The sequence below is a fragment of the Anaerosolibacter carboniphilus genome (assembly GCF_014205875.1).
In the GTDB taxonomy this organism is placed as follows: Bacteria; Bacillota; Clostridia; order Peptostreptococcales; family Thermotaleaceae; genus Anaerosolibacter; species Anaerosolibacter carboniphilus.
The window spans coordinates 31,401-52,730 of record NZ_JACHEN010000028.1 but is presented as its reverse complement, the minus strand read 5'-3'; the positions used below and the strand labels follow the sequence as shown (position 1 = coordinate 52,730).

Annotated in this window: 22 protein-coding genes; all 22 read left to right on the top strand. The window is 37.5% G+C overall.

Annotated features, from left to right (window positions below; genetic code table 11):
- Position 1 precedes the first annotated feature (1 nt).
- The 22 genes from plsX (at position 2) to HNQ80_RS19175 (ending at position 21,329) form a co-directional block, all read left to right on the top strand.
- A complete protein-coding gene (gene plsX / locus HNQ80_RS19280; RefSeq protein WP_184312322.1) occupies positions 2–1,012 on the top strand; it encodes a phosphate acyltransferase PlsX in 1,011 nt (336 codons plus the stop codon).
- On the top strand, positions 1,002–2,000 hold the full coding sequence (locus tag HNQ80_RS19275) for a beta-ketoacyl-ACP synthase III (RefSeq protein WP_184312321.1): 999 nt from the start codon (positions 1,002–1,004) through the stop codon (positions 1,998–2,000). Before plsX ends, HNQ80_RS19275 begins: the two co-directional genes overlap by 11 nt.
- A gap of 18 nt (positions 2,001–2,018) precedes the next feature.
- Positions 2,019–2,963 carry an enoyl-[acyl-carrier-protein] reductase FabK gene (gene fabK, locus HNQ80_RS19270; RefSeq protein WP_184312320.1) on the top strand — a complete coding sequence of 315 codons (945 nt, stop codon included), beginning with the start codon at positions 2,019–2,021 and terminating at the stop codon, positions 2,961–2,963.
- 12 nt (positions 2,964–2,975) lie between these two features.
- Entirely contained in the window at positions 2,976–3,926 is a 951-nt protein-coding gene (gene fabD, locus HNQ80_RS19265) for an ACP S-malonyltransferase (protein ID WP_184312319.1), read from the top strand.
- Between the two features lie 11 nt (positions 3,927–3,937).
- On the top strand, positions 3,938–4,681 hold the full coding sequence (fabG, locus tag HNQ80_RS19260; RefSeq protein WP_184312318.1) for a 3-oxoacyl-[acyl-carrier-protein] reductase: 744 nt from the start codon (positions 3,938–3,940) through the stop codon (positions 4,679–4,681).
- 34 nt (positions 4,682–4,715) lie between these two features.
- Complete coding sequence (gene acpP, locus HNQ80_RS19255) at positions 4,716–4,946, top strand: acyl carrier protein (RefSeq protein WP_184312317.1); 231 nt, start codon at positions 4,716–4,718, stop codon at positions 4,944–4,946.
- Positions 4,947–5,063: 117 nt separating this feature from the next.
- A complete protein-coding gene (fabF, locus tag HNQ80_RS19250) occupies positions 5,064–6,302 on the top strand; it encodes a beta-ketoacyl-ACP synthase II (protein ID WP_184312316.1) in 1,239 nt (412 codons plus the stop codon).
- 116 nt (positions 6,303–6,418) lie between these two features.
- Complete coding sequence (rnc, locus tag HNQ80_RS19245; protein ID WP_184312315.1) at positions 6,419–7,126, top strand: ribonuclease III; 708 nt, start codon at positions 6,419–6,421, stop codon at positions 7,124–7,126.
- Positions 7,127–7,129: 3 nt separating this feature from the next.
- Positions 7,130–8,152, top strand: a complete 1,023-nt coding sequence (locus HNQ80_RS19240; RefSeq protein WP_184312314.1) for an elongator complex protein 3 — start codon at positions 7,130–7,132, stop codon at positions 8,150–8,152.
- 244 nt (positions 8,153–8,396) lie between these two features.
- Positions 8,397–11,969: a chromosome segregation protein SMC gene (smc, locus tag HNQ80_RS19235; RefSeq protein ID WP_184312313.1), complete on the top strand. Its 3,573-nt coding sequence runs from the start codon at positions 8,397–8,399 to the stop codon at positions 11,967–11,969.
- A 16-nt stretch (positions 11,970–11,985) separates the two neighbouring features.
- Positions 11,986–13,173, top strand: a complete 1,188-nt coding sequence (ftsY, locus tag HNQ80_RS19230; protein ID WP_184312312.1) for a signal recognition particle-docking protein FtsY — start codon at positions 11,986–11,988, stop codon at positions 13,171–13,173.
- A 115-nt stretch (positions 13,174–13,288) separates the two neighbouring features.
- On the top strand, positions 13,289–13,660 hold the full coding sequence (ylxM, locus tag HNQ80_RS19225) for a YlxM family DNA-binding protein (RefSeq protein WP_184312311.1): 372 nt from the start codon (positions 13,289–13,291) through the stop codon (positions 13,658–13,660).
- Positions 13,661–13,680: 20 nt separating this feature from the next.
- Positions 13,681–15,027 carry a signal recognition particle protein gene (gene ffh / locus HNQ80_RS19220; RefSeq protein ID WP_184312310.1) on the top strand — a complete coding sequence of 449 codons (1,347 nt, stop codon included), beginning with the start codon at positions 13,681–13,683 and terminating at the stop codon, positions 15,025–15,027.
- A 32-nt stretch (positions 15,028–15,059) separates the two neighbouring features.
- Complete coding sequence (gene rpsP / locus HNQ80_RS19215; protein ID WP_184312309.1) at positions 15,060–15,329, top strand: 30S ribosomal protein S16; 270 nt, start codon at positions 15,060–15,062, stop codon at positions 15,327–15,329.
- A gap of 23 nt (positions 15,330–15,352) precedes the next feature.
- A complete protein-coding gene (locus HNQ80_RS19210; RefSeq protein ID WP_184312308.1) occupies positions 15,353–15,583 on the top strand; it encodes a KH domain-containing protein in 231 nt (76 codons plus the stop codon).
- An 86-nt stretch (positions 15,584–15,669) separates the two neighbouring features.
- Complete coding sequence (gene rimM / locus HNQ80_RS19205) at positions 15,670–16,230, top strand: ribosome maturation factor RimM (RefSeq protein ID WP_243183414.1); 561 nt, start codon at positions 15,670–15,672, stop codon at positions 16,228–16,230.
- Positions 16,227–16,973, top strand: coding sequence for a tRNA (guanosine(37)-N1)-methyltransferase TrmD (gene trmD / locus HNQ80_RS19200; RefSeq protein WP_184312305.1), 747 nt, complete (start codon positions 16,227–16,229; stop codon positions 16,971–16,973). The genes rimM and trmD overlap by 4 nt, the downstream gene beginning before the upstream one ends.
- Before the next feature lie 104 nt (positions 16,974–17,077).
- Positions 17,078–17,425 carry a 50S ribosomal protein L19 gene (gene rplS / locus HNQ80_RS19195; protein WP_184312303.1) on the top strand — a complete coding sequence of 116 codons (348 nt, stop codon included), beginning with the start codon at positions 17,078–17,080 and terminating at the stop codon, positions 17,423–17,425.
- Positions 17,426–17,500: 75 nt separating this feature from the next.
- A complete protein-coding gene (gene lepB / locus HNQ80_RS19190; RefSeq protein ID WP_184312302.1) occupies positions 17,501–18,019 on the top strand; it encodes a signal peptidase I in 519 nt (172 codons plus the stop codon).
- A 14-nt stretch (positions 18,020–18,033) separates the two neighbouring features.
- Positions 18,034–18,909, top strand: coding sequence for a ribosome biogenesis GTPase YlqF (gene ylqF / locus HNQ80_RS19185; protein ID WP_184312342.1), 876 nt, complete (start codon positions 18,034–18,036; stop codon positions 18,907–18,909).
- 106 nt (positions 18,910–19,015) lie between these two features.
- Entirely contained in the window at positions 19,016–19,822 is an 807-nt protein-coding gene (locus HNQ80_RS19180; protein WP_184312301.1) for a ribonuclease HII, read from the top strand.
- Positions 19,788–21,329 (top strand): hypothetical protein, encoded by a 1,542-nt coding sequence (locus tag HNQ80_RS19175; RefSeq protein ID WP_184312300.1) that lies wholly within the window; start codon positions 19,788–19,790, stop codon positions 21,327–21,329. The genes HNQ80_RS19180 and HNQ80_RS19175 overlap by 35 nt, the downstream gene beginning before the upstream one ends.
- Position 21,330: the final 1 nt, after the last annotated feature.

Here is a 21,330-nt window from a genome sequence, read left to right as displayed (position 1 = left end):
TATGCGGATTGCTGTGGATGGCATGGGGGGGGACCATGCGCCAAAAGAGATTGTAAAAGGCTGTGTAGAGGCTCTAAATGATTTAGAAATAGAAATCATTCTAGTTGGAATGCAGGATCAATTAGAAGAAGAGTTGAAAAAATATACCTTTGATTCAACGAGATTACATATTCAGCATGCTTCCGAAGTCATTACAAATGAAGACAAACCTGTCCATGCCATAAGAAGTAAAAAAGATTCCTCTTTGGTTGTGGGACTAAATATGGTAAAGGAAGGAAGTGCAGATGCATTTGTATCTGCTGGGAATACTGGAGCCATCTTGGCGGGAAGCATATTTAAAGTAGGACGAATTAAGGGAATTGATCGACCAGCTATCGCTGCGGTTTACCCGACCCATAAAGGAATTTCTCTCCTGGTAGATGCTGGTGCCAATGCAGAGTGCAAAGCTAGAAATCTCCTGGAGTTTGGAGTGATGGGATCTATTTATGCGGAAAGAGTACTAGGAAAATCAAGGCCTTCGATAGGACTAGTAAACATTGGCACAGAAGAAGGCAAAGGGACAGATCTGATTCGTGATGCCCATGGTTTATATCAAAAGGTAGACCTTAATTATGTGGGCAATGCAGAAGCTAGAGATTTGCCAAAAGGGATTGTGGATGTCATTGTATGTGATGGATTTATTGGAAACGTTATATTAAAACTCACAGAAGGTGTCGCCATGACCATGTTTACCATGTTAAAGGAAAAGTTCACAGAAAATATTATGAATAAGCTGGGGGCTGCAATTCTGATGCCATCATTAAGAGAATTCAAGAAAACTCTAGATTATTCGGAGTATGGTGGTGCACCGCTACTTGGGGTGAATGGAGCAGTGATTAAGGCCCATGGCAGCTCCAATGCAAAAGCGATTAAAAATGCTATTAAGCAAGCAAAAGTTTTTGCTGAGAAGGAAGTTGTAGGAATGATTTCCAACGAAATTCAAAAAATAGGAGATGAAGAAAATGTCGAATAAGCTAAGTGCAGTGGGAATTTTAGGTATTGGTAGTTATTTGCCAGAGAAGATATTAACCAACCAAGATATTGAAAAAATGGTGGATACAACAAATGAGTGGATTATCACTCGTACGGGAATTAGCTCAAGACATATTGCGGATGATAAGACTGCCACATCTGATCTGGCGACAGAAGCTGCAAAGAGGGCTCTGAAAGATGCAGATACACTTCCTGAAGAGATTGATTTAATCATTGTAGCAACAGTAACACCAGATATGAATTTTCCCTCAACGGCTTGTATTGTACAAATGAACATTGGTGCGAAGAATGCAGCTGCCTTTGATTTAGAGGCAGGATGTTCTGGTTTTATTTATGGATTGACAGTAGCAAAGCAATTTATCGCAACAGGCATGTATAAAAAAGCATTGGTTATTGGTGCTGAAACGCTTTCAAAAATTGTTGATTGGACAGATCGAAATACATGTGTCCTTTTTGGAGATGGCGCAGGTGCAGCTGTTGTTGGCCCTACAGAAGAAGGTACAGGCATTTTGTCAACATATATGGGTGCTGACGGAGAGGGTGGAAAATTTCTAACAATGCCAGGGGGCGGGTCAAGAATACCGGCCACATTGGAATCTGTAGAAAATAAGCTTCATACAGTGAAGATGGATGGAAGTGAAGTTTTTAAATTTGCTGTTCGGATCATGAATCGAGCCTCTCAGGAAGCTATTGAAAAAAGTGGATATTCTATAGAAGATATCAATTATCTAGTTCCCCATCAGGCGAATATCAGAATTATTGAAGGTGCAGCTAAAAAGCTGAAATTGCCTATGGATAAAGTCCATGTAAATTTAAACCGATTTGGAAACATGTCAGCGGCATCCATCCCTGTGGCCCTGGATGAAGCAGTCAAGCAAGGAAAAATCCAAAAAGGTGATTTGATTGTGATGGTAGGCTTTGGAGCAGGACTAACATGGGGTTCTAGTGTGATTAAATGGAATAAGTAAAGCTTAAGGGGTGTGAATATGATTCAATCGAGGATTTGTGATTTATTTAATATACAATACCCTATTATTCAAGGGGGAATGGCATGGGTAGCTACGGCTGAATTAGCAGCTGCTGTGTCTAATGCAGGTGGACTAGGGATTATTGCTGCTGGAAATGCACCTGCAGCCATCATAAAAAATGAAATTGATAAAGTAAAGAAGTTAACCAACAAGCCTTATGGTGTGAATGTTATGCTATTGTCTCCCTTTGTGGATGAAATTATGGAGTTGATTGTTCAGGAACGAGTACCGGTTATTACCACTGGTGCTGGAAATCCAGGGAAATATATGTCTACTTTGAAAAGCATAGGCACAAAAGTAATTCCAGTAGTACCTTCCGTAGCTTTAGCTCAGAGAATGGAAAGAATAGGAGCTGATGCAATTATTGTTGAAGGGACAGAAGCAGGTGGACATATTGGAGAACTAACCACCATGGTATTGGTACCTCAGATAGTAGATGCTGTATCGATCCCGGTAATTGCTGCTGGCGGCATAGCTGACGGTAGGGGAATGCTGGCTGCCTTTGCCCTAGGTGCAGAGGGGGTCCAGGTAGGAACCAGGTTCATATGTGCAGAAGAGTGCATTGCTCATGATAATTATAAGGATGTAGTTTTAAAGGCGAAGGACCGAGATACTGTTGTTACAGGCAGAAGCACGGGTCATCCGGTAAGAGTTGTAAAAAACAAGCTATCTAAGGAATTTGAAAAATTAGAAAAGTCAGGATCTAGCCCGGAGGTTCTAGAAAATTTAGGGGCAGGAAAGTTAAGATTGTCCGTGATAGAAGGCGATGTGGATCAAGGCTCAGTAATGGCAGGTCAAATCGCTGGACTTGTTAAGGAAATTAAGAGTTGTAAAGCGATTATAGAAGATATGGTGGATGAGGCGAAAAGGAAATATGCTGCAATGGAACATACACTGAGATAAGGAGTGAAAAGAATGGGAAAAGTTGCTTTTGTTTTTCCAGGTCAGGGAGCACAATATGTTGGTATGGGAAAAGACATTGTAGAAAACTATAATACAGCCAATGAGATTTTTGACTTAGCCAGCAACGCAGTAGGTTATGATATGAAGAAGCTGTGCTTTGAAGGCCCAGAAGAAGAGTTGAAAAAGACAGAAAATACACAGCCGTCCATTTTAACCACTTGTATTGCCATGGCGAAAGTACTAGAAGAAAAAGGATTGAAGGCAGATATAACAGCCGGATTAAGCTTGGGAGAATATGCCTCCTTAGTTATTGCTGGCGTTCTAAAGTTTGAAGATGCTGTGGCTTTGGTTAAAAAAAGAGGGAAATACATGCAGGAGGCGGTTCCCATAGGAAAAGGGACGATGGCTGCAATATTAGGTATGGAAAGGGATGCTTTGGAAAATGCCCTTGAAAAAGCAAAACCCTATGGTATTGTTGAGGCGGCCAACTTTAACAGTCCGGGTCAAATTGTTATATCTGGGGAGGTAGAAGCTGTAGAAAAGGCATGTGAGTATGCGAAGGAATTTGGCGCTTTGAAGGCTGTAATTCTTCCTGTAAGTGCGCCGTTTCACTGTTCTATGCTTGTTCCTGCAGGAGAAAAGCTAGCGATAGAATTGGATCAAATAGACATTGATGCTTTTAATATTCCAGTAATTGCGAATGCAAATGCAGATTACTATGGTGGATCTTCTGCTGTAAAGGGGCTGTTGGTAGAGCAGGTAAGTAAATCAGTGCTTTGGGAAGATACGGTGGATCGGATGCTAGCGGACGGCGTGGATACCTTTATAGAGATTGGCCCAGGGAAATCCTTGAGTCAATTCATTAAAAAAATTACGAAAAAATCTAAAGAGTCCATACGAATATTCAATGTTGAAGATAAAGAATCATTAGAGAATGTAATTGAAAATTTATCTACAAAGTAGGAGGGAAAAAAATGACTTTACTAGGGAAAACTGCTGTTGTTACGGGTGGTTCAAGGGGAATTGGACGAGCCATCGCTTTAAAATTAGCAGAAATGGGTGCCAATATTGTGGTAAACTATACAAGCGCACCACAAAAAGCAGAAGAAGTGGTGGCGTTAGTAAAGGAAATGGGCAGAGAAGCAGTGGCAATTCAAGCTAATGTTTCCGACAGTGAGCAGATACAAAAAATGATGCAAGAGGTTGAAGAAAGATTTTCAACTATTGATATCTTGATCAACAATGCAGGAATCACAAGGGATACCTTGTTGATGAAAATGAAAGACGAGGATTGGGATCAAGTAATGGAAATTAATTTAAAGGGCACATTTAATTGTACCAAGGCTGTAACACGCAAAATGATGAAACAAAGAAGCGGAAAGATTGTTAATATCGCATCTGTTGTAGGGGTCATGGGAAATGTGGGGCAGGCAAATTATGCTGCATCTAAAGCAGGAATCATTGGCTTTACAAAATCGGTTGCTAAGGAATTGGCAACGAGAGGCATCAATGTGAATGCTGTGGCGCCAGGATTTATTCAAACAGAAATGACTGATGTATTAACGGAAGAAGTGAAAGAGGTATTAATGAATAATATTCCTATGAAACAGTTGGGTACGCCGGAGGATGTGGCAAATGTTGTTGCATTCCTATGTTCCGATGCGGCCAAATATATTACGGGGCAAGTACTTCATGTAGATGGTGGAATGGTAATGTAAGATTTTAAGCACTGGTGGGAGGAGGTGAAAACAAATGGTATTTGATAAGGTAGTAGAAATCATTGCTGAACAATTAGGTCTTGATAGTACAGAGGACATTACACTAGAAACTTCTTTGATGAAGGATCTTGAAGCGGACTCTCTGGATGCTGTCGAAATCATTATGGCTCTTGAAGATGAATTCAGCGTGGAGATCCCAGATGAGGATGCTGAGAAGTTTAAAAATATTGGAGATATCGCAAAATATATCGAAGAGCATAAATAATACTTATGGGTCCTGACAATCGATTAGGTCAGGGCCTAAATTCCTAAAATTTTTGAATGCACTCATTCAATTTTATATAGATAAGAATCGCCAAACTTTAAAAGGGAGGTTTTAACATTGAAGAAAAGAGTTGTAGTAACAGGTATTGGGGCCATTACTCCCATAGGAACTGGTAAAGATTCATTCTGGACAGCTTTAAAGGCAGGAAAGAGCGGGATCGATAAGATTACCAAATTCGATGCATCAGAATATGATACGCAGATAGCTGCAGAAGTAAAGGATTTTGATCCCAATGTATATATTGACAAAAAAGAAGCAAAAAGAATGGATAGATTTACGCAATTCGCGGTAGCTGCTTCAAAAATGGCGTTAGAAGATGCTGCATTAAACGTGGATGAAGTAGATGCCTACCGTTTTGGAGTGGTGCTGGGATCAGGAATCGGAGGTATTGAAACCCTAGAAAGAGAACATGAAAAATTAATGACAAAAGGACCAGGAAGGGTAAGCCCATTTTTTATTCCTATGATGATTTCTAATATTGGCGCTGGGCAAGTCTCCATGGCATTTGGCGCAAAAGGTCCAAATACAACTATCGTTACTGCTTGTGCATCTTCGACGAATTCTATAGGGGAAGCCTTTAGGATTATTCAAAGAGGAGATGCCGATATTATGATTACAGGCGGTGCAGAGGCTTCCATTACGCCTTTATCCGTCGCCGGTTTTTGTTCTATGAAAGCTATGTCAACTCGCAATGATGACCCTGCTGCGGCGAGCAGACCTTTTGATAAGGATCGTGATGGATTTGTTATGGGTGAAGGAGCAGGGATACTTATAGTGGAAGAGTTAGAGCATGCTATAAAGCGAGGAGCCAATATTTATGCTGAAGTTGTTGGATATGGCATGAGTGCAGATGCATACCATATAACAGCGCCAGCTCCAGAAGGTGAAGGAGCTGCTAGATCCATGAAAAACGCTTTAAATGATGCCAATATTTCTCCCGAGGATATTGACTACATTAATGCCCATGGGACGTCTACGCCCTACAATGATAAATTTGAAACCATGGCAATCAAATCTTTATTCGGAGACCATGCATACAAATTAGCTGTAAGCTCAACGAAATCGATGACAGGGCATCTTTTAGGGGCTGCTGGTGGGATAGAAGCGATTGCTTGTATCATGGCGATCAATGAAAGCTTCCTTCCTCCTACCATCAATTATACGACGCCAGATCCTGAGTGTGATTTAGATTATGTAGCAAACCATGGAAAGGAAAGAAATGTTAGGTATACGTTATCGAATTCATTAGGATTTGGTGGACATAACGCTTCAATTATCATAAAGAAGTATGAGTAGAGAGACCTTTAGGTCTCTCTTTTTTCTTTAACCTCTTTGTGTCTTCTTTTAAAATTCTAAGAAAAGGTGTACAATAAGTAATAGTGTATAAAAACATTTGTTTTTAGGAGGTAGAAATGCATACCAGAAGTCATAGCGATACGTCATTATTAAAAGAACTGGAATTGAAATTAGGCTATCGGTTTCATAATGTAAATCTGTTAAATGAATCCCTTACCCATAGTTCTTATGCCAATGAAAATAAACGGAAGAATTATAAATATAATGAGAGATTGGAATTTCTAGGAGATGCAGTTTTAAGTATTGTGATTAGCGATTATTTGTACAATAATCTATCTACATTCCAAGAAGGGGAATTAACAAAAATTAGGGCCAGCATCGTTTGTGAGCCCTCCCTGGCAGCATGCTCTAAGAAAATTGATATCGGTAAATTTATTTTATTGGGAAAAGGAGAAGACGTTACTGGAGGTAGGGGAAGAGTCTCAATACTGGCCGATGCATTCGAAGCCATCATTGGTGCCATATATTTAGATGGTGGCATTGAAAAGGCAAAGACATTCATCCTTGATAATTTAAAAGAAACGATTGATGATGCCATTCATGGCAGAATACATCAGGACTATAAGACTCATTTACAAGAATTAATTCAAAGCGAGCATACTGATAAGATCACCTATGAAGTAATTGGCGAAGAAGGGCCAGATCATGATAAGATTTTTCATGTCCATGTGAGAATTGGCGAAAAAATTGTTGGTGTAGGATCAGGAAAGAGTAAAAAAGAGGCTGAACAAAATGCTGCAAGAGAAGCCTTAAAAGAGGTTTAGATCATGGGGAAGCGTCATTACATCATCCCTGTTTTTGTGCCCCACCATGGGTGCCCTTTTGACTGTATATTTTGCAATCAAAAAAAAATCACTGGACAAGCTAACGTACTAACTGAGTTAGAGGTGAATGAAAGGATAGCTCAGTTTATAGCAACGATATCCGATCCGTTGGCGCAGCATATAGAAATAGCTTTCTTTGGTGGAAGCTTTACGGGAATTGAAATAGAACAGCAAAAGAAATTATTGTCTATCGCAGCAAATTGGAAGGAAAAAGGCTATATCAAGACCATAAGAGTATCAACAAGACCAGATTATATTAGCGAAGAAATTATGTCTTTGCTGATCCGCTACGGCGTTTCTACGATTGAATTGGGTGTCCAATCCATGGACGATGAGATTTTAAAAATGAGTTGCAGGGGCCATAATGCAATGGATGTGATAAGAGCAGTAGGATTAATACGTGCCCATAATGTTCAATTAGGATTACAGATGATGATAGGACTGCCTGGAGATACAAGGGATAAAATGTATTATACAGCAGATACCATTATTGATTTAAAGCCTGATTTTGTTAGAATATATCCTACGGTCATCATTCACGATACCGAATTGGAGAAGTTGTATTTATCAGGTCGCTATCGTCCAATTGATTTAGATGAGGCAGTAGATATTTGTAAAAATCTATTGTTAAGATTCAAAGTTGCAAACATACCCATTATTCGCTTAGGATTGCAGACGACTGAAAGTGTTGCTATTGGGAAAGAAATTGTTGCTGGGCCATTTCACCCAGCCTTTAGGCAAATGGTGGAATCGGCAGTCTATAAAGATGTGTTAGATGAAGCTTTTGTAAGTGAAGGAATATGCAATAAGAGCATGGTTGAAGTACAGGTACATTCCCATTATATTTCAAGCCTTGTCGGACAAAAAAAATCCAACATGGAGTATGTTCGAAACAAATATGGCATTGGGCGTATCCGTATTTCGGGAAATGATTTATTAGACTTTGGAGAGATTAAGATCATTTGAGGAGAGTATGAATCTATAATCTAATCTATTTTCTGTCCTATGTAATATGATATATAGCCTGTTCTTAATGGACAGGCTATATATCATATTACAATTTGTCTAGGCTCACTGTGTAGGAGTGAATATGATATAGGCTGAACTAACTGACCTTGGCATATGAAAGCAGGATGTTGTTCTTATTTTAATATGGTAAGATATATGGTAAAATTATTAGCAGTAATTATTTAAAAAAGAGGTGTTATGCTTGTACCTAAAAAAAGTAGAAATTCATGGTTTTAAATCATTTGCCGATAGAATTGAAATAGAGTTTGAAAAAGGTGTAACGGGCATTGTTGGACCTAATGGAAGTGGAAAGAGCAATATCAATGATGCGATTCGATGGGTGCTAGGGGAACAGAGCGCAAAAACTTTAAGAGGAAGCAAGATGGAGGATATCATTTTTGCTGGTACTACGAATAGAAAACCTCTGGGTATGGCAGAAGTTTCTTTGACTCTTGATAATTCGGAAAAAAAGCTTCCTATTGACTATTCTGAAGTAACCGTTACGAGAAGAGTTTATCGATCGGGAGAAAGCGAATACTATTTGAATAAATCTCTTTGCCGATTAAAGGATATTAAAGAAATTTTTATGGACACGGGTGTAGGGATTGATGGATATTCAATTATTGGACAAGGGAAAATAGATGATATTTTAAGCAATAAATCGGAAAATAGAAGGCTGCTCTTCGAAGAGGCAGCAGGGATTGTAAAATATAAAACGAGGAAAGAAGAAGCCGAGAAAAAACTTGAAAATACCAAACAAAACCTTACAAGACTAGATGATATTATCAGCGAATTAGAATCTAGGATAGAACCATTACGAATACAAAGTGAGAAGGCAAAAAAATATAAGACCTATAAGGATGAACTCTCAGTTTTAGAAATTAATATGCTTGTAAAGGAACTTGAGGATCTAAAATCAAAGATAGAAACAATGCAGGAACAAGGACAGATAATAACTAATCAATTGACAGGGTATCTTAATGATAAGAAGGATATTGAGGCAAAATATAAAGAGTTCAAAGGACAGTTGGAAGAATTAGACCAGTCGATTCAACTGCTGCAAAGCAATATTTTTGAAACGATGCATACCATGGATCGTAAAAATGGAGAGTTAGAGCTTTGTAAAGAGAAGATCATCCATGGAGACAGGGATACTTCCAGATTAGATCGAGAGATACATGAAATGGAGCAAAATCGAGAAGCTATTCTTCTTCAGGTGAAGGAAAGTGAAAGCAATCTGAAGGATTTAGAGGGTATATTGTCCCAGGATCAAGAGATACTTTCAACGAAGCTCCATGAATTCCAGAAGATTACTGCTGCTATAGAGCAGCAGGAAGAGGAAATGGAAAGATCCAAAGGTAATGTGATTGAGATATTAAATGAAATCGCATCAAAAAAAAGTGATCTTAATAGTTCCATAACACTCAACAATAATATTGTGAAGCGGGAAAATCAAGTATTGCCAGAAAAAGAAAGTTTGATATTGAAAAAAGAAACTCTTCTCACCGAGCTGAAAGAGAAAGAGAACACGTTGTTAGAGATTGTAGATAAGCATGAGGAATTAATCAAATCAAAGCATGATCTTCACGATCGAAGCCAAGACTTGAAGAGTAAGTTGGATAAGTTAAAAAAAGAACACGATAATACTAAACAAAAGACACAACAGTGTCTAACTAGGAAAAATCTGTTGCAAGAGATGCAGAATGAGTACGAAGGTTTTCATAAAAGCGTAAGAAATACTTTGCATGAGACCAAAAAGAATAGTGCATTGGGTGCTGGCATTTATGGTGTGGTTGCAGAGCTTGTTGATGTTCAAAAAGAGTATGAAATCGCTATAGAAGTTGCATTGGGTAGCGCGATGCAAAATATTATTTGTCAGAAGGCGGAAGACGCAAATCGTGTGATTAACTATTTAAAGAAGCATAATCTCGGACGGGTAACCTTTTTGCCGATTGATACGGTGAAAACCAATGAGTATATCACAAAACAGAAAAATGAAATCTTTAAATTTCCTGGTGTGAAGGGATATGCTGTAGATCTTACGAATTTCTCGGAGAAATATAAGGAGATTTTCCACTATCTGCTAGGAAGGGTAGTCATTGTTGATACGATTGAAAATGGAATCAATTTTTCAAAAAAATGTGAGCAAAAGTATAGAATCGTTTCCTTAGATGGAGATGTAATTAATCCAGGAGGGGCCATTACTGGAGGGAGCTATAGTTCAAAAACCTTAAATCTTTTGAGCAGAAAAAGAGAAATTGATGAATTGAACCAAAGCTTAACACTGTTTCAAAGGCAATGTGACGAGTACGAAAAGGAAATCATGAATCTTGAAAGTGAAACGCAAGGACTTTTGACTCAAATGGATGAAAAGGATCAGCAAATAAAAAAGAATGAGATTGATCAGATAAATTGCAACAATATTTTAAATCAGTATAAACGGGAGATACACGGATTTGAAGAAAATATCCAACGAGTAGAAAATGAATTAGAGCAGTTAACTAAGGATCGTCTTGAAACAGAGAAAAACATTGAAAATCAAAAATTAGAAATCAAGATTCTAGAAAGTAGACAGCTTGAAATTGAAAAATCAGTTTCCAGCAATAAGAATTCTTATGAGGAAGAAAGAGCGTTAAAGGATCTGCTGAATAGTGAGGTTACAAATCTGAAGGTTGGATTGGCTTCCTTAGAGCAACGAAAGCAAAACCTGATGTTAAACCTCCAAGGACTGTATAATACCATTAAGGAATTAGAAAAGAACAGACAGACAAAGGACGCTGAAAAAGAAATTTTAAAGGAGAGTAAAGGCAAGTATATTGAACAACAGGAGCAATTAGAGTTAGAGATTAAAGATATAGAAGTATTAAAGAAACAATATGAGTTTAACCTATCTCAACTCAAGGGCAAAAGAACAGAAGTGGATGACTCCTTTAAGAATATGGAACATCAGTTAGAAAAAATAAACGAGACCATAGCAGATTTACAAGACAGCAATCACAAACTGGAGGTTAGGCTAACGAGGCTGGAGATGCAGCAAGAGTCGTTTTGTAATCGATTATGGGAAGAGTACGAAATAACCTATGGGGAAGCTTTAAAGCAAAAAAGAGATGATATTAACTTTACCGAGGCATCTAAACAAATAAAAATATTAAAAGATAGAATTAAAGATCTTGGCAGCATAAATCTAAATTCTATTGAGGAATATGAGGAAGTACAGGAGCGATATGGATTTTTATCTGCCCAAAAGGAAGATTTAATACAAGCAAAAGACTCTCTTCAAAAAGTGATAAAAGAGATGGAAGGTACGATGAAAGCCCAGTTTATCGAATATTTCTGCAGAATCAAAGATAATTTTGACCATGTTTTCAAAAAGCTTTTTGGAGGAGGCCGTGCAGAACTAAGGCTTGAGGATGAAACCGACATCTTAAATACAGGTATTGAAATTATAGCTCAGCCTCCAGGCAAAAAACTCCAGAATTTGTCGTTATTATCAGGAGGGGAAAGAGCTCTAACCGCTATTGCGTTGTTGTTCTCAATCCTTATGGTAAAGCCTACCCCATTTTGTATACTTGATGAGATTGAAGCTGCATTGGATGAGGCCAATGTATACCGCTATGCCAGCTTCTTAAGAGAGTTTGCAAGTGATACTCAATTTATTGTGGTTACCCATAGGAAGGGAACCATGGAGTCGGTAGATGCCCTTTACGGTGTTACCATGCAGGAACAAGGGATTTCCAAATTAGTTTCAGTAAAACTCACAGAAAAAGCAAGCTAAATATGGAGGGGAAGTCATGTTTAAAAAATTAATTTCTAAATTTAAGAAGGAGCATCATGAAGAACAAGGAAATATCCAAGAGGAAGAATCACTTGACGAAATGATTGAGTTAGAAGGGGAGACCGATGAGGAGGCAGAAGAAGGATTTGATGAAGACACTGCATACTTCGAAGACGATGAAGTTGCGTCTTTTGATGCTGAAACTTGGGATGAGGTAGAAGCAGATCCAGATATGTTTGACGATCAAGACCAACCGGAAATTGAAGCGGCACTAGAAATAGAAAAGGTAGGTTTTTTTGCTAGACTAAAAGAAGGTCTGACAAAAACAAGGCAAGGAATTACTGCTAGAGTAGATCAAGTATTAAAGTCCTATAAAAAAGTAGATGAAGAGCTTTTAGAGGAAATCGAGGAGATTTTAATTACTGCCGATGTGGGGGTAAATACGACCATGGAGATCATCGGTAAGCTCAGAAACCAAGCGAAAGAAAGAAAGATTACAGAGGTTGAGAACTTAAGAGGCTTGTTAAAGGAGATTTTAGCGGATACCTTAGATTTGAATAAGTCTCATGAACTGAATATTCAACCGCTGCCAGCAATTATCCTGGTGGTAGGGGTGAATGGTGTAGGCAAGACAACCTCCATTGGAAAGATTGCCCACCGCATGAGAAGCCAAGGTAAAAAAGTTCTTTTGGCTGCAGGGGATACGTTCCGAGCAGCGGCTATTGATCAGCTGGAGATATGGGGAAATAGAGTAGGTGTTGATGTTATTAAACATCAAGAGGGTTCAGATCCTGCGGCTGTAGTATTTGATGCAATACAAGCTGCCAAGGCGAGAAAAATTGATGTGCTTATTTGCGATACTGCCGGTAGATTACACAATAAAACGAACTTAATGAATGAACTTGGTAAGGTAAGAAAGGTTGTAGAACGAGAGTATGGCGAAGCATCAAAAGAGATTCTTTTGGTACTCGATGCTACTACAGGACAAAATGCTATTCAACAAGCCAAGATCTTTAAAGAAGCTGTTGACGTAAGCGGAATTGTATTAACAAAGCTTGATGGTACAGCTAAGGGAGGGGTTGTACTCGGTATTTCATCGGAACTAGATATTCCTGTAAAGCTCATTGGTGTAGGAGAGGGAATGAATGATTTACAGGAGTTTAAACCTAATGACTTTGTGAATGCCTTATTTGGTGATGAATAAAAGGGGTGCCTCACGCACATACGATAAAAAAAGGTTGACAAGAGGGTTATTCTAGTATAGAATACATCTGTAAAGGATAAAACCTTTACAGATGTGTCTTAAGGGGAGTGTTGAAATGTTTGATAAGATGCTCCAAATTAGTATGTTATATGATTTTTATGGACAATTACTCACAGAAAAACAACAGGAAATTGTGCAGCTTTATTATGGTGACGATTTATCCTTAGGAGAGATATCTGAACAGTTAGGAATAAGCCGACAAGCAGTCTACGATACAATTAAACGAACTGAAAAAATTCTTTTTGAATATGAGGAAAAATTGGGGCTTGTCAATCGATTTACATCGAACAATAGGAATATTGAAGAAATACTAAGGATTGTTGAAGGAATAGAAAACAATTATCATATCATGACGGCAGAAGTTAAGTTTGTATTAGAAGAAATCGCAAGGATTAAGCAGATAGCCAACGAGATCCTAGAGAAATAATTCCTAGGGAGGTGACGAAAATGGTATTTGAAGGTTTGGCCGATAAATTGCAAGGCGCTTTACAAAAGCTAAAAAGTAAAGGAAAGCTTACTGAGAATGATGTGAAAGAGGTCATGAGAGAAGTAAAGCTGGCCCTACTGGAAGCTGATGTAAACTTTAAGGTTGTAAAAGAATTTATTGATAAAGTGAAAGACCGTGCTGTGGGGCAAGAGGTTATGGAAAGCCTTACACCTGGACAACAGGTTGTAAAGATTGTTCATGAAGAATTGACTGCCCTAATGGGTACAACCCATAGCAAGATTACCTTTGCGTCAAAGCCGCCTACAGTCATTATGTTAGTGGGATTACAAGGGGCCGGTAAGACGACAACAGGTGGTAAGTTGGGAGCTTATTTAAAAAAGCTTGGAAAAAGACCTTTACTGGTAGCTGGGGATATATATAGACCAGCGGCAATCAAACAGCTTCAAGTTGTCGGAGGACAATTGGACATTCCTGTTTTCTCTTTAGGAGACAAGGTTAGTCCTGTTCAAATCGCTAAAGAAGGTATTGAACATGCAGGCAAACATGGAAATGATGTTGTCATCATAGATACGGCTGGTAGACTTCATATCGATGAAAATCTGATGGAAGAACTTGAAAATATAAAAAAGGTAGTCATACCCCACGAAATCTTACTTGTAGTTGATGCCATGACAGGACAAGATGCTGTCAATGTTGCAGAGAACTTTAACAATAGACTAGGTATAGATGGGGTCATTTTAACAAAGATGGATGGCGATACTAGAGGTGGTGCGGCTCTATCTGTAAGATCTGTTGCTCAAAAACCTATTAAATTTGTAGGTATGGGCGAGAAACTAAGTGAGCTTGAGCCTTTTCATCCAGATCGAATGGCTTCCAGAATTCTAGGAATGGGTGATGTGCTTAGCCTCATTGAGAAAGCCCAAGCCAACTTTGATGAGAAAAAAGCAAGAGAACTAGAAAAGAAAATAAGATCTCAGGATTTCACTTTTGAAGACTTCCTTGATCAGTTGCAACAGATGAAAAAACTAGGTCCTTTGAGTCAGCTTTTGGAGATGATTCCAGGAGCTAATTCAAAGCAATTAAAAGATATTGAGATTAATGATAAAGAATTAGCTCACATCGAGGCTATGATTAGTTCCATGACGACGGAAGAGAGAAGAAATCCTTCCATTATCAACGGGAGCAGGAGAAAAAGAATTGCTGCTGGAAGTGGTATGACTGTACAAAAGGTAAATAATCTTTTAAAGCAATTCGAACAAACAAAGAAAATGATGAAGCAATTTTCCGATATGGAAAAGGGTATGAAAAAGGGCGGCAAAATGAAAATGCCATTCTTTGGAAGATAATTAGTATATGACATTTAAAGGAGGTGAATATAATGGCAGTAAAGATCAGATTGAAAAGAATGGGAGCTAAGAAGAAGCCTTTCTATAGACTTGTAGTTGCAGATTCTCGTTCACCAAGAGATGGAAGATTCATTGAAGAGGTTGGTTACTATAACCCAGTTGCTGAGCCAGTTGATGTTAGAATCGATGATGAAAAGGCAATCAAATGGTTATTAACTGGTGCACAACCTACTGATACAGTGAAAGACTTATTCAAAAAGTATGGTGTTCTTGAGAAGTTTGAGCAGTCTAAGAAAGCGTAGAAAGCTTTCGGGGGGTGTAATAAATGGGTGAGTTAGTAAAAGTAATTGCTAAAGCATTAGTGGATAACCCAAATGAAGTTTTTGTTACAGAAGTTGAAGGATCACAATCACTAATTATTGAACTGAAGGTTTCTCCTGAAGATATGGGGAAAGTAATCGGTAAACAAGGTAGAATTGCAAAAGCCATAAGAACAGTAGTAAAGGCTGCTGCTACCAAGGAAAATAAGAGAGTAGTGGTTGAAATAATTCAATAATTATTACAAGAGGATTAGGGTTTCCTAATCCTCTTGTAGTATAAAAAACTGTATACTCCCTTGTTATGTGGATATAATGATAGATAATGATTTTGATACGAGAAAAAGATTTTACAATTAGGCAGGTGAATATGGTGGATAAACTGCTAAAGGTTGGACAGATTGTGAATACGCAAGGAATAAAGGGTGAAGTTCGTGTATATCCTCTTACAGACTATAAAGAGCGTTTTGAAGAATTAGAATGGGTCTATATGGATGCAGATACTGAAAAAAAGTACTTTATAGAAAAAGTTAAATACAAAAGTAATCTGGTTATATTAAAATTTAAAGGTATCGATGATATAAATGTGGCGGAGAAGTTTAGAAATTGTTATCTGACAATTAGCAAAAAAAATGCTCGTGAGCTTGAAGCGGATACATATTTTATTACAGATTTAATCGGATTAAAGGTTTACTCTGATGAGGGTGAATTTATAGGGATGGTAAAGGATGTAATTCAAGCTGCTGGGAACGATATTTATGAAGTAGCGTCTGCTAAAACTGCGGGCAAGAATATTTTAATACCTGCAGTGGGCGAGTTTATTAAAGAAGTGAACCTAGATACTTGCACGATAACGGTGAAAGTAATTGAGGGCTTGATAGAATGAGAGTTGATATTTTAACATTGTTTCCTGATATGTTCCGGGTAACATTAGGGGAAAGTATGATTGGAAGAGCCCAAGAAAATCAGATCATCGATATCCAAATTACAAATATTCGTGACTATGCTGAAAATAAGCATAAGCAGGTGGATGATTATCCCTATGGTGGCGGAGCTGGCATGGTCATGCAACCCCAACCAATCTTCCGTGCATTGGAAGCCATAAAAGCATTGGATAGTCGCGTGATTTATATGTCACCTAAAGGAAAAACTTTTGATCAAAGAATGGCCATTGAATTATCGAAAGAGGAAAGATTGGTGTTTCTATGTGGACATTATGAAGGTATTGATCAAAGAGTGATAGATCATTGGGTGACGGATGAAATTTCAATAGGTGATTATGTTTTAACGGGTGGAGAATTGCCCGCTATGGTTGTAATCGATGCGGTAGCAAGGATGATTCCAGGCGTGTTGGGACAGAAAGAATCCTTTATGGATGAGTCTTTTTACGCAGGGCTATTAGAATATCCTCAATATACAAGACCTAATGAATTTCAAGGATTAGCTGTCCCCGATGTGCTTTTATCTGGAAACCACAAGAAAATCGATGAATGGCGTAAGGAAGAGGCTTTAAAAATTACACTGAAGAATCGGCCAGATTTATTTGAGAAATATATAAAAGAGAAAGAATTAGATAAATATGAAAAAAAGGTTATAGATAGGCTATTAAATGATAATACTTCAAAATAGTTGTTGTCTTGAAATATTGTCTGTGTTATAATTGTTTAGTGGTAATACGGGCGGTCCTCTGTTAAAGTGAAACATGAACGTCTAGGAAGGAAGGAGGGACAACCATGGATATCATTAGCGTGCTAGAACAAGAACAATTAAAATCTGATATACCAGCTTTTAATGTGGGTGATACAGTAAAGGTTCACTTAAAAGTAAAAGAGGGTACAAGAGAAAGAATTCAGACTTTTGAGGGTATCGTTCTTAAAAAACAAAATGGTGGTTTAAGAGAGACTTTCACAGTAAGAAGAATTTCTTATGGTGTTGGTGTTGAAAGAACTTTACCATTACATTCACCAAAGATTGAAAAAATCGAAGTGATTAGAAGAGGTAAAGTTAGAAGAGCGAAGCTTAACTATCTTCGTGAAAGAACTGGTAAGGCAGCAACAAAAGTTAAAGAAAAGAAATTTTAATTTCAAGGGGACTGGTTACAGTCCCTTTGTCAATGTTTAAATAAGTTTGGACAGGTAGCGTTTTGAGGTGAGGCCATGGATAACCCTAATAAGGAAATAAGAGAATGGCTTGAGACATTGCTTATAGCAATTCTTTTGGCTGTGTTTATCAAGATGTTGGTTTTTGATTTTATTCAAGTGGATGGTATTTCCATGGTACCAACATTAAATCATCAAGATCGGTTGTTGATTAGTAAATTTGGGTATCTTATTCATAAACCAACAAAGAATGATATTGTAGTATTTCAGTATCCCCATGATAAGACGTACTTTTTTATTAAGAGAGTAATTGCAACAGAAGGAGATACCATTGAAATCAAAAATGAACAGGTTATTGTAAATGGAGAAATTTGTAATGAACCTTATATCCTTGAGCAGACGATGGGAGATTTCAGCAGAAGACTTGTTCCAAAAGATACCATATTTGTTCTAGGGGATAATAGGAATAATAGTAAAGACAGTAGATATGAAGATATTGGTGCAATTCCTTTAAAACTCGTGAAAGGAAAGGCAATAATGAGAGTATGGCCTTTTAGGGATTTTGGTAAAATCTGAAAAAATGTGTGGTGATAAATGTGTACATAAACTGGTATCCTGGACATATGAAGAAAACGAAGGAATTAATTAAGGAGAATCTGAAGCTTGTAGATGTGGTGATAGAGCTATTAGATGCTAGGATTCCTATAAGTAGTAGAAACCCACAAATCGATGAAGTTGTGGAAGGTAAGCCTAGGGTCATTGTAATGAATAAAAGCGATCTATCGGATACCAAATCGACAAATCAGTGGATTCGCTTTTTTAAAGAGCAAGGGATTGAGGCAATTCCAGTCAATTCTCTGAATGGAGAAGGTTTAGATAAGCTGGTTGAAGGCGTGCAAGCTGCTGCAAAGGAAAAGCTCGATAAGTTGGTCCAAAAGGGAATGAGACCGCGGCCTGTCCGAGCCATGATTGTTGGTATACCCAATGTAGGGAAATCTTCTATCATCAATCGGTTAACGGGAAAGAAAAGTGCAAAAACTGGCGATCGTCCAGGCGTGACGAAAGGAAAGCAATGGGTCAGACTGAAAGGGGATATAGAACTCTTGGATACTCCAGGAATTCTGTGGCCTAAGTTTGAGGATCAGGAAGTAGGCTTTAAGCTAGCATTTACCGGTGCCATAAAAGATGAAGTACTAGATATCGATACAGTTGCATTAAGACTTACAGAATACCTCGCCAACGCCTATCCTGAGATGCTAAAGGCACGATACAAACTAGCTGATCTAGATGAGGATCCATTAAAGAATTTGGATAATATAGCAATCAAGAGAGGCTGTATATTTTCTGGAGGTAGAATCGATTATAGTAGAGTTGCTAATATTATTTTAGACGAATTTAGAGGTGGAAAAATTGGATATATAACCCTGGAAAAGCCAGAGGATTTTAAAGACACTAACCTTGAATAGTGTCTTTTGTTTTTCAAAAAAATGGGAAATTTACGATGTTTAAAAAGCAAGGAACCATCAAAAATGATATAATAAAATATATTTCTAATGGAGGTTAGGTTGAGATATGAATTTTGAAGGAAAGAGTGCAAAAGAAATTGAGAAACTAATAAAAATGATGGACATAGAGGCAGGGGCTAAACTAATTCCCTTTTTATTAAAAGATGAACGAACTAGCATTCGAAAGCTTGGAGAAGGTCTAGCAAAAAAGTTAGAAAAGTTTATCCAAGAAAAAGAGCGAGTTAGAAAACTATGGTACTATGAGAATGAGATATTTAAATCGGGTGTAAAACTGATCGCAGGGATTGATGAAGCAGGGAGAGGACCCCTTGCAGGCCCTGTTGTAGCTGCTGCTGTGATTCTACCTAAAGGCATATTTATTGAGGGAATTGATGATTCTAAAAAGTTATCTGAGGCAAAAAGAGATATATTGTTTGATATCATACGGGATAAAGCCTTATCCATTGGTGTCGGCATTGTGGACAACCATATCATCGATGAAATAAATATCTTTAATGCTACAAAATTGGCCATGAGTAATGCCATAGAAAACCTAAGTATATGTCCAGAATATTTGTTAATTGATGCAGTAAAATTAACCGATATACATATTAAGCAGCAAGCATTGATAAAGGGAGATAGCAAAAGTATTTCCATTGCAGCAGCTTCTATTATTGCAAAAGTGACTAGGGATAGAATGATCAAAGAATATGATGTTTTGTATCCCCAATATGGATTTCGTAATCACAAAGGATATGGGACCAAAGAACATTATGAAAGTATTGAGAAGCATGGAATTACAAATATTCATAGAAAAACCTTTCTAAAGGGGATTGTAGGTGAATATCAAGGTGAGAATCACAATTTCAAATGATCAATTTAAGAGCATACAGCAAGTAAACGCTGAAGTGAGGGCACTGGGGATTAGTCAAGGTGAAATCGGGAATTTCAAAGAAGGCCAGATCATTACGGCCAAAATAAAAAGTATCTTGAATGAAATCTTTTTGTTAGAACTGGGAAATGGAAAATCCATTGAGGCGAAGCAAAATAATATTTTGGGACTTAATTTGGAAAAGGGAAACACATATCAGTTTATCGTAAAAACTGGTGAAGATGGGCAAATTTTTATGAAGCCATTACTAAACGAAGATGTAAACATACAGCAGAGTGATCAAGGAATTATAAAGTTTTTAGAGCAGGCAGGAATCGCTCCTGACAAGGATAAAATTCAATTGGTAAAACTATTGTTGGAAGCAGAGATGCCTGTTAATGAGAGAATGATTATGGAAGTAAACAAGGCGAGGCTTCAATTTGATAGAATTGAAAGTCTATTGAAAGGAATGCAAGATGTTCAAACTGAAAAAGGTCAATTTCTTGAAATGGATTTGGGACAAGCACTAAGAGAATTGATGAGGAATCAAGAGCAACAACAAAGCCATGGAGAATCGTCGATTCAAATGGATGGCGAGGAAAGTCATGAAAATAAATTTGTAAATACCAAGGAAATGGTTATAAATTCGAGTGAATTAGAAAATAGTGAAAAAACAGAGTTGCTATCTAAAATGGAAAAAAACATGGATGCTAAGGTAGAGGGAAATATTGAGCGAATAAATATTAGAGAAATGGATTTTGATAAAATTATATTTCTGCTCAAAAATGGATTGAAAATTAATTTGAAGAATGCAACAGCGTTAAATGATGTAATATTAAGACAGTTTCCCATGTCCCAGCAGTTTGAAGAAATTATTCAAAGTTTGATGAAAGATGACAAGACGGTGAATCTTGGTAAGAATCTTAGAGAAACAACATTAAAACTGCAAGATGCGTTGATAAATCGTAATCCAGAATTTCAAGAGGTATTAAAAGAACTATATGCAAAGGCTGAAATGGTAAAATTAAAGCTGACGGCATTAGATTCAGACCAGCATAAAGATATTGTAAAACAATTAGAAAATTTAAAAAACAATATTGATTTTCTGGGAAAGGTTAATCCATTGCAAACCTTTTTGCAGGTGCCTATTGAAATTGGAAATAGTCATCGCAATCTTGATTTGTTTGTTGTTCAGGAGCGAGGGAAAAGTAAAAAAATTAACCCTCAGGATGTCAAGATACTGGTATCATTAGATACAAAGAATATGGCATTTGTCCAGGCGTTGATAGAAATTAAGGAGAAAAGCATTACTTGCAACTTTAGAATTGAGACTGAATATGCTAAACAATTGATCCAATCCCATGAGAAAAAATTAGAGGACGGATTGACAGGATATGGATTTACAAATGTATATTTTCATTATGCAGTAAGTCAAAGCCCAATACATTTAATAAATGCAGCAAGAAGTGAGAAAAGCCTAAGGCATAATTCTATTGATTTAAAGGTGTGAT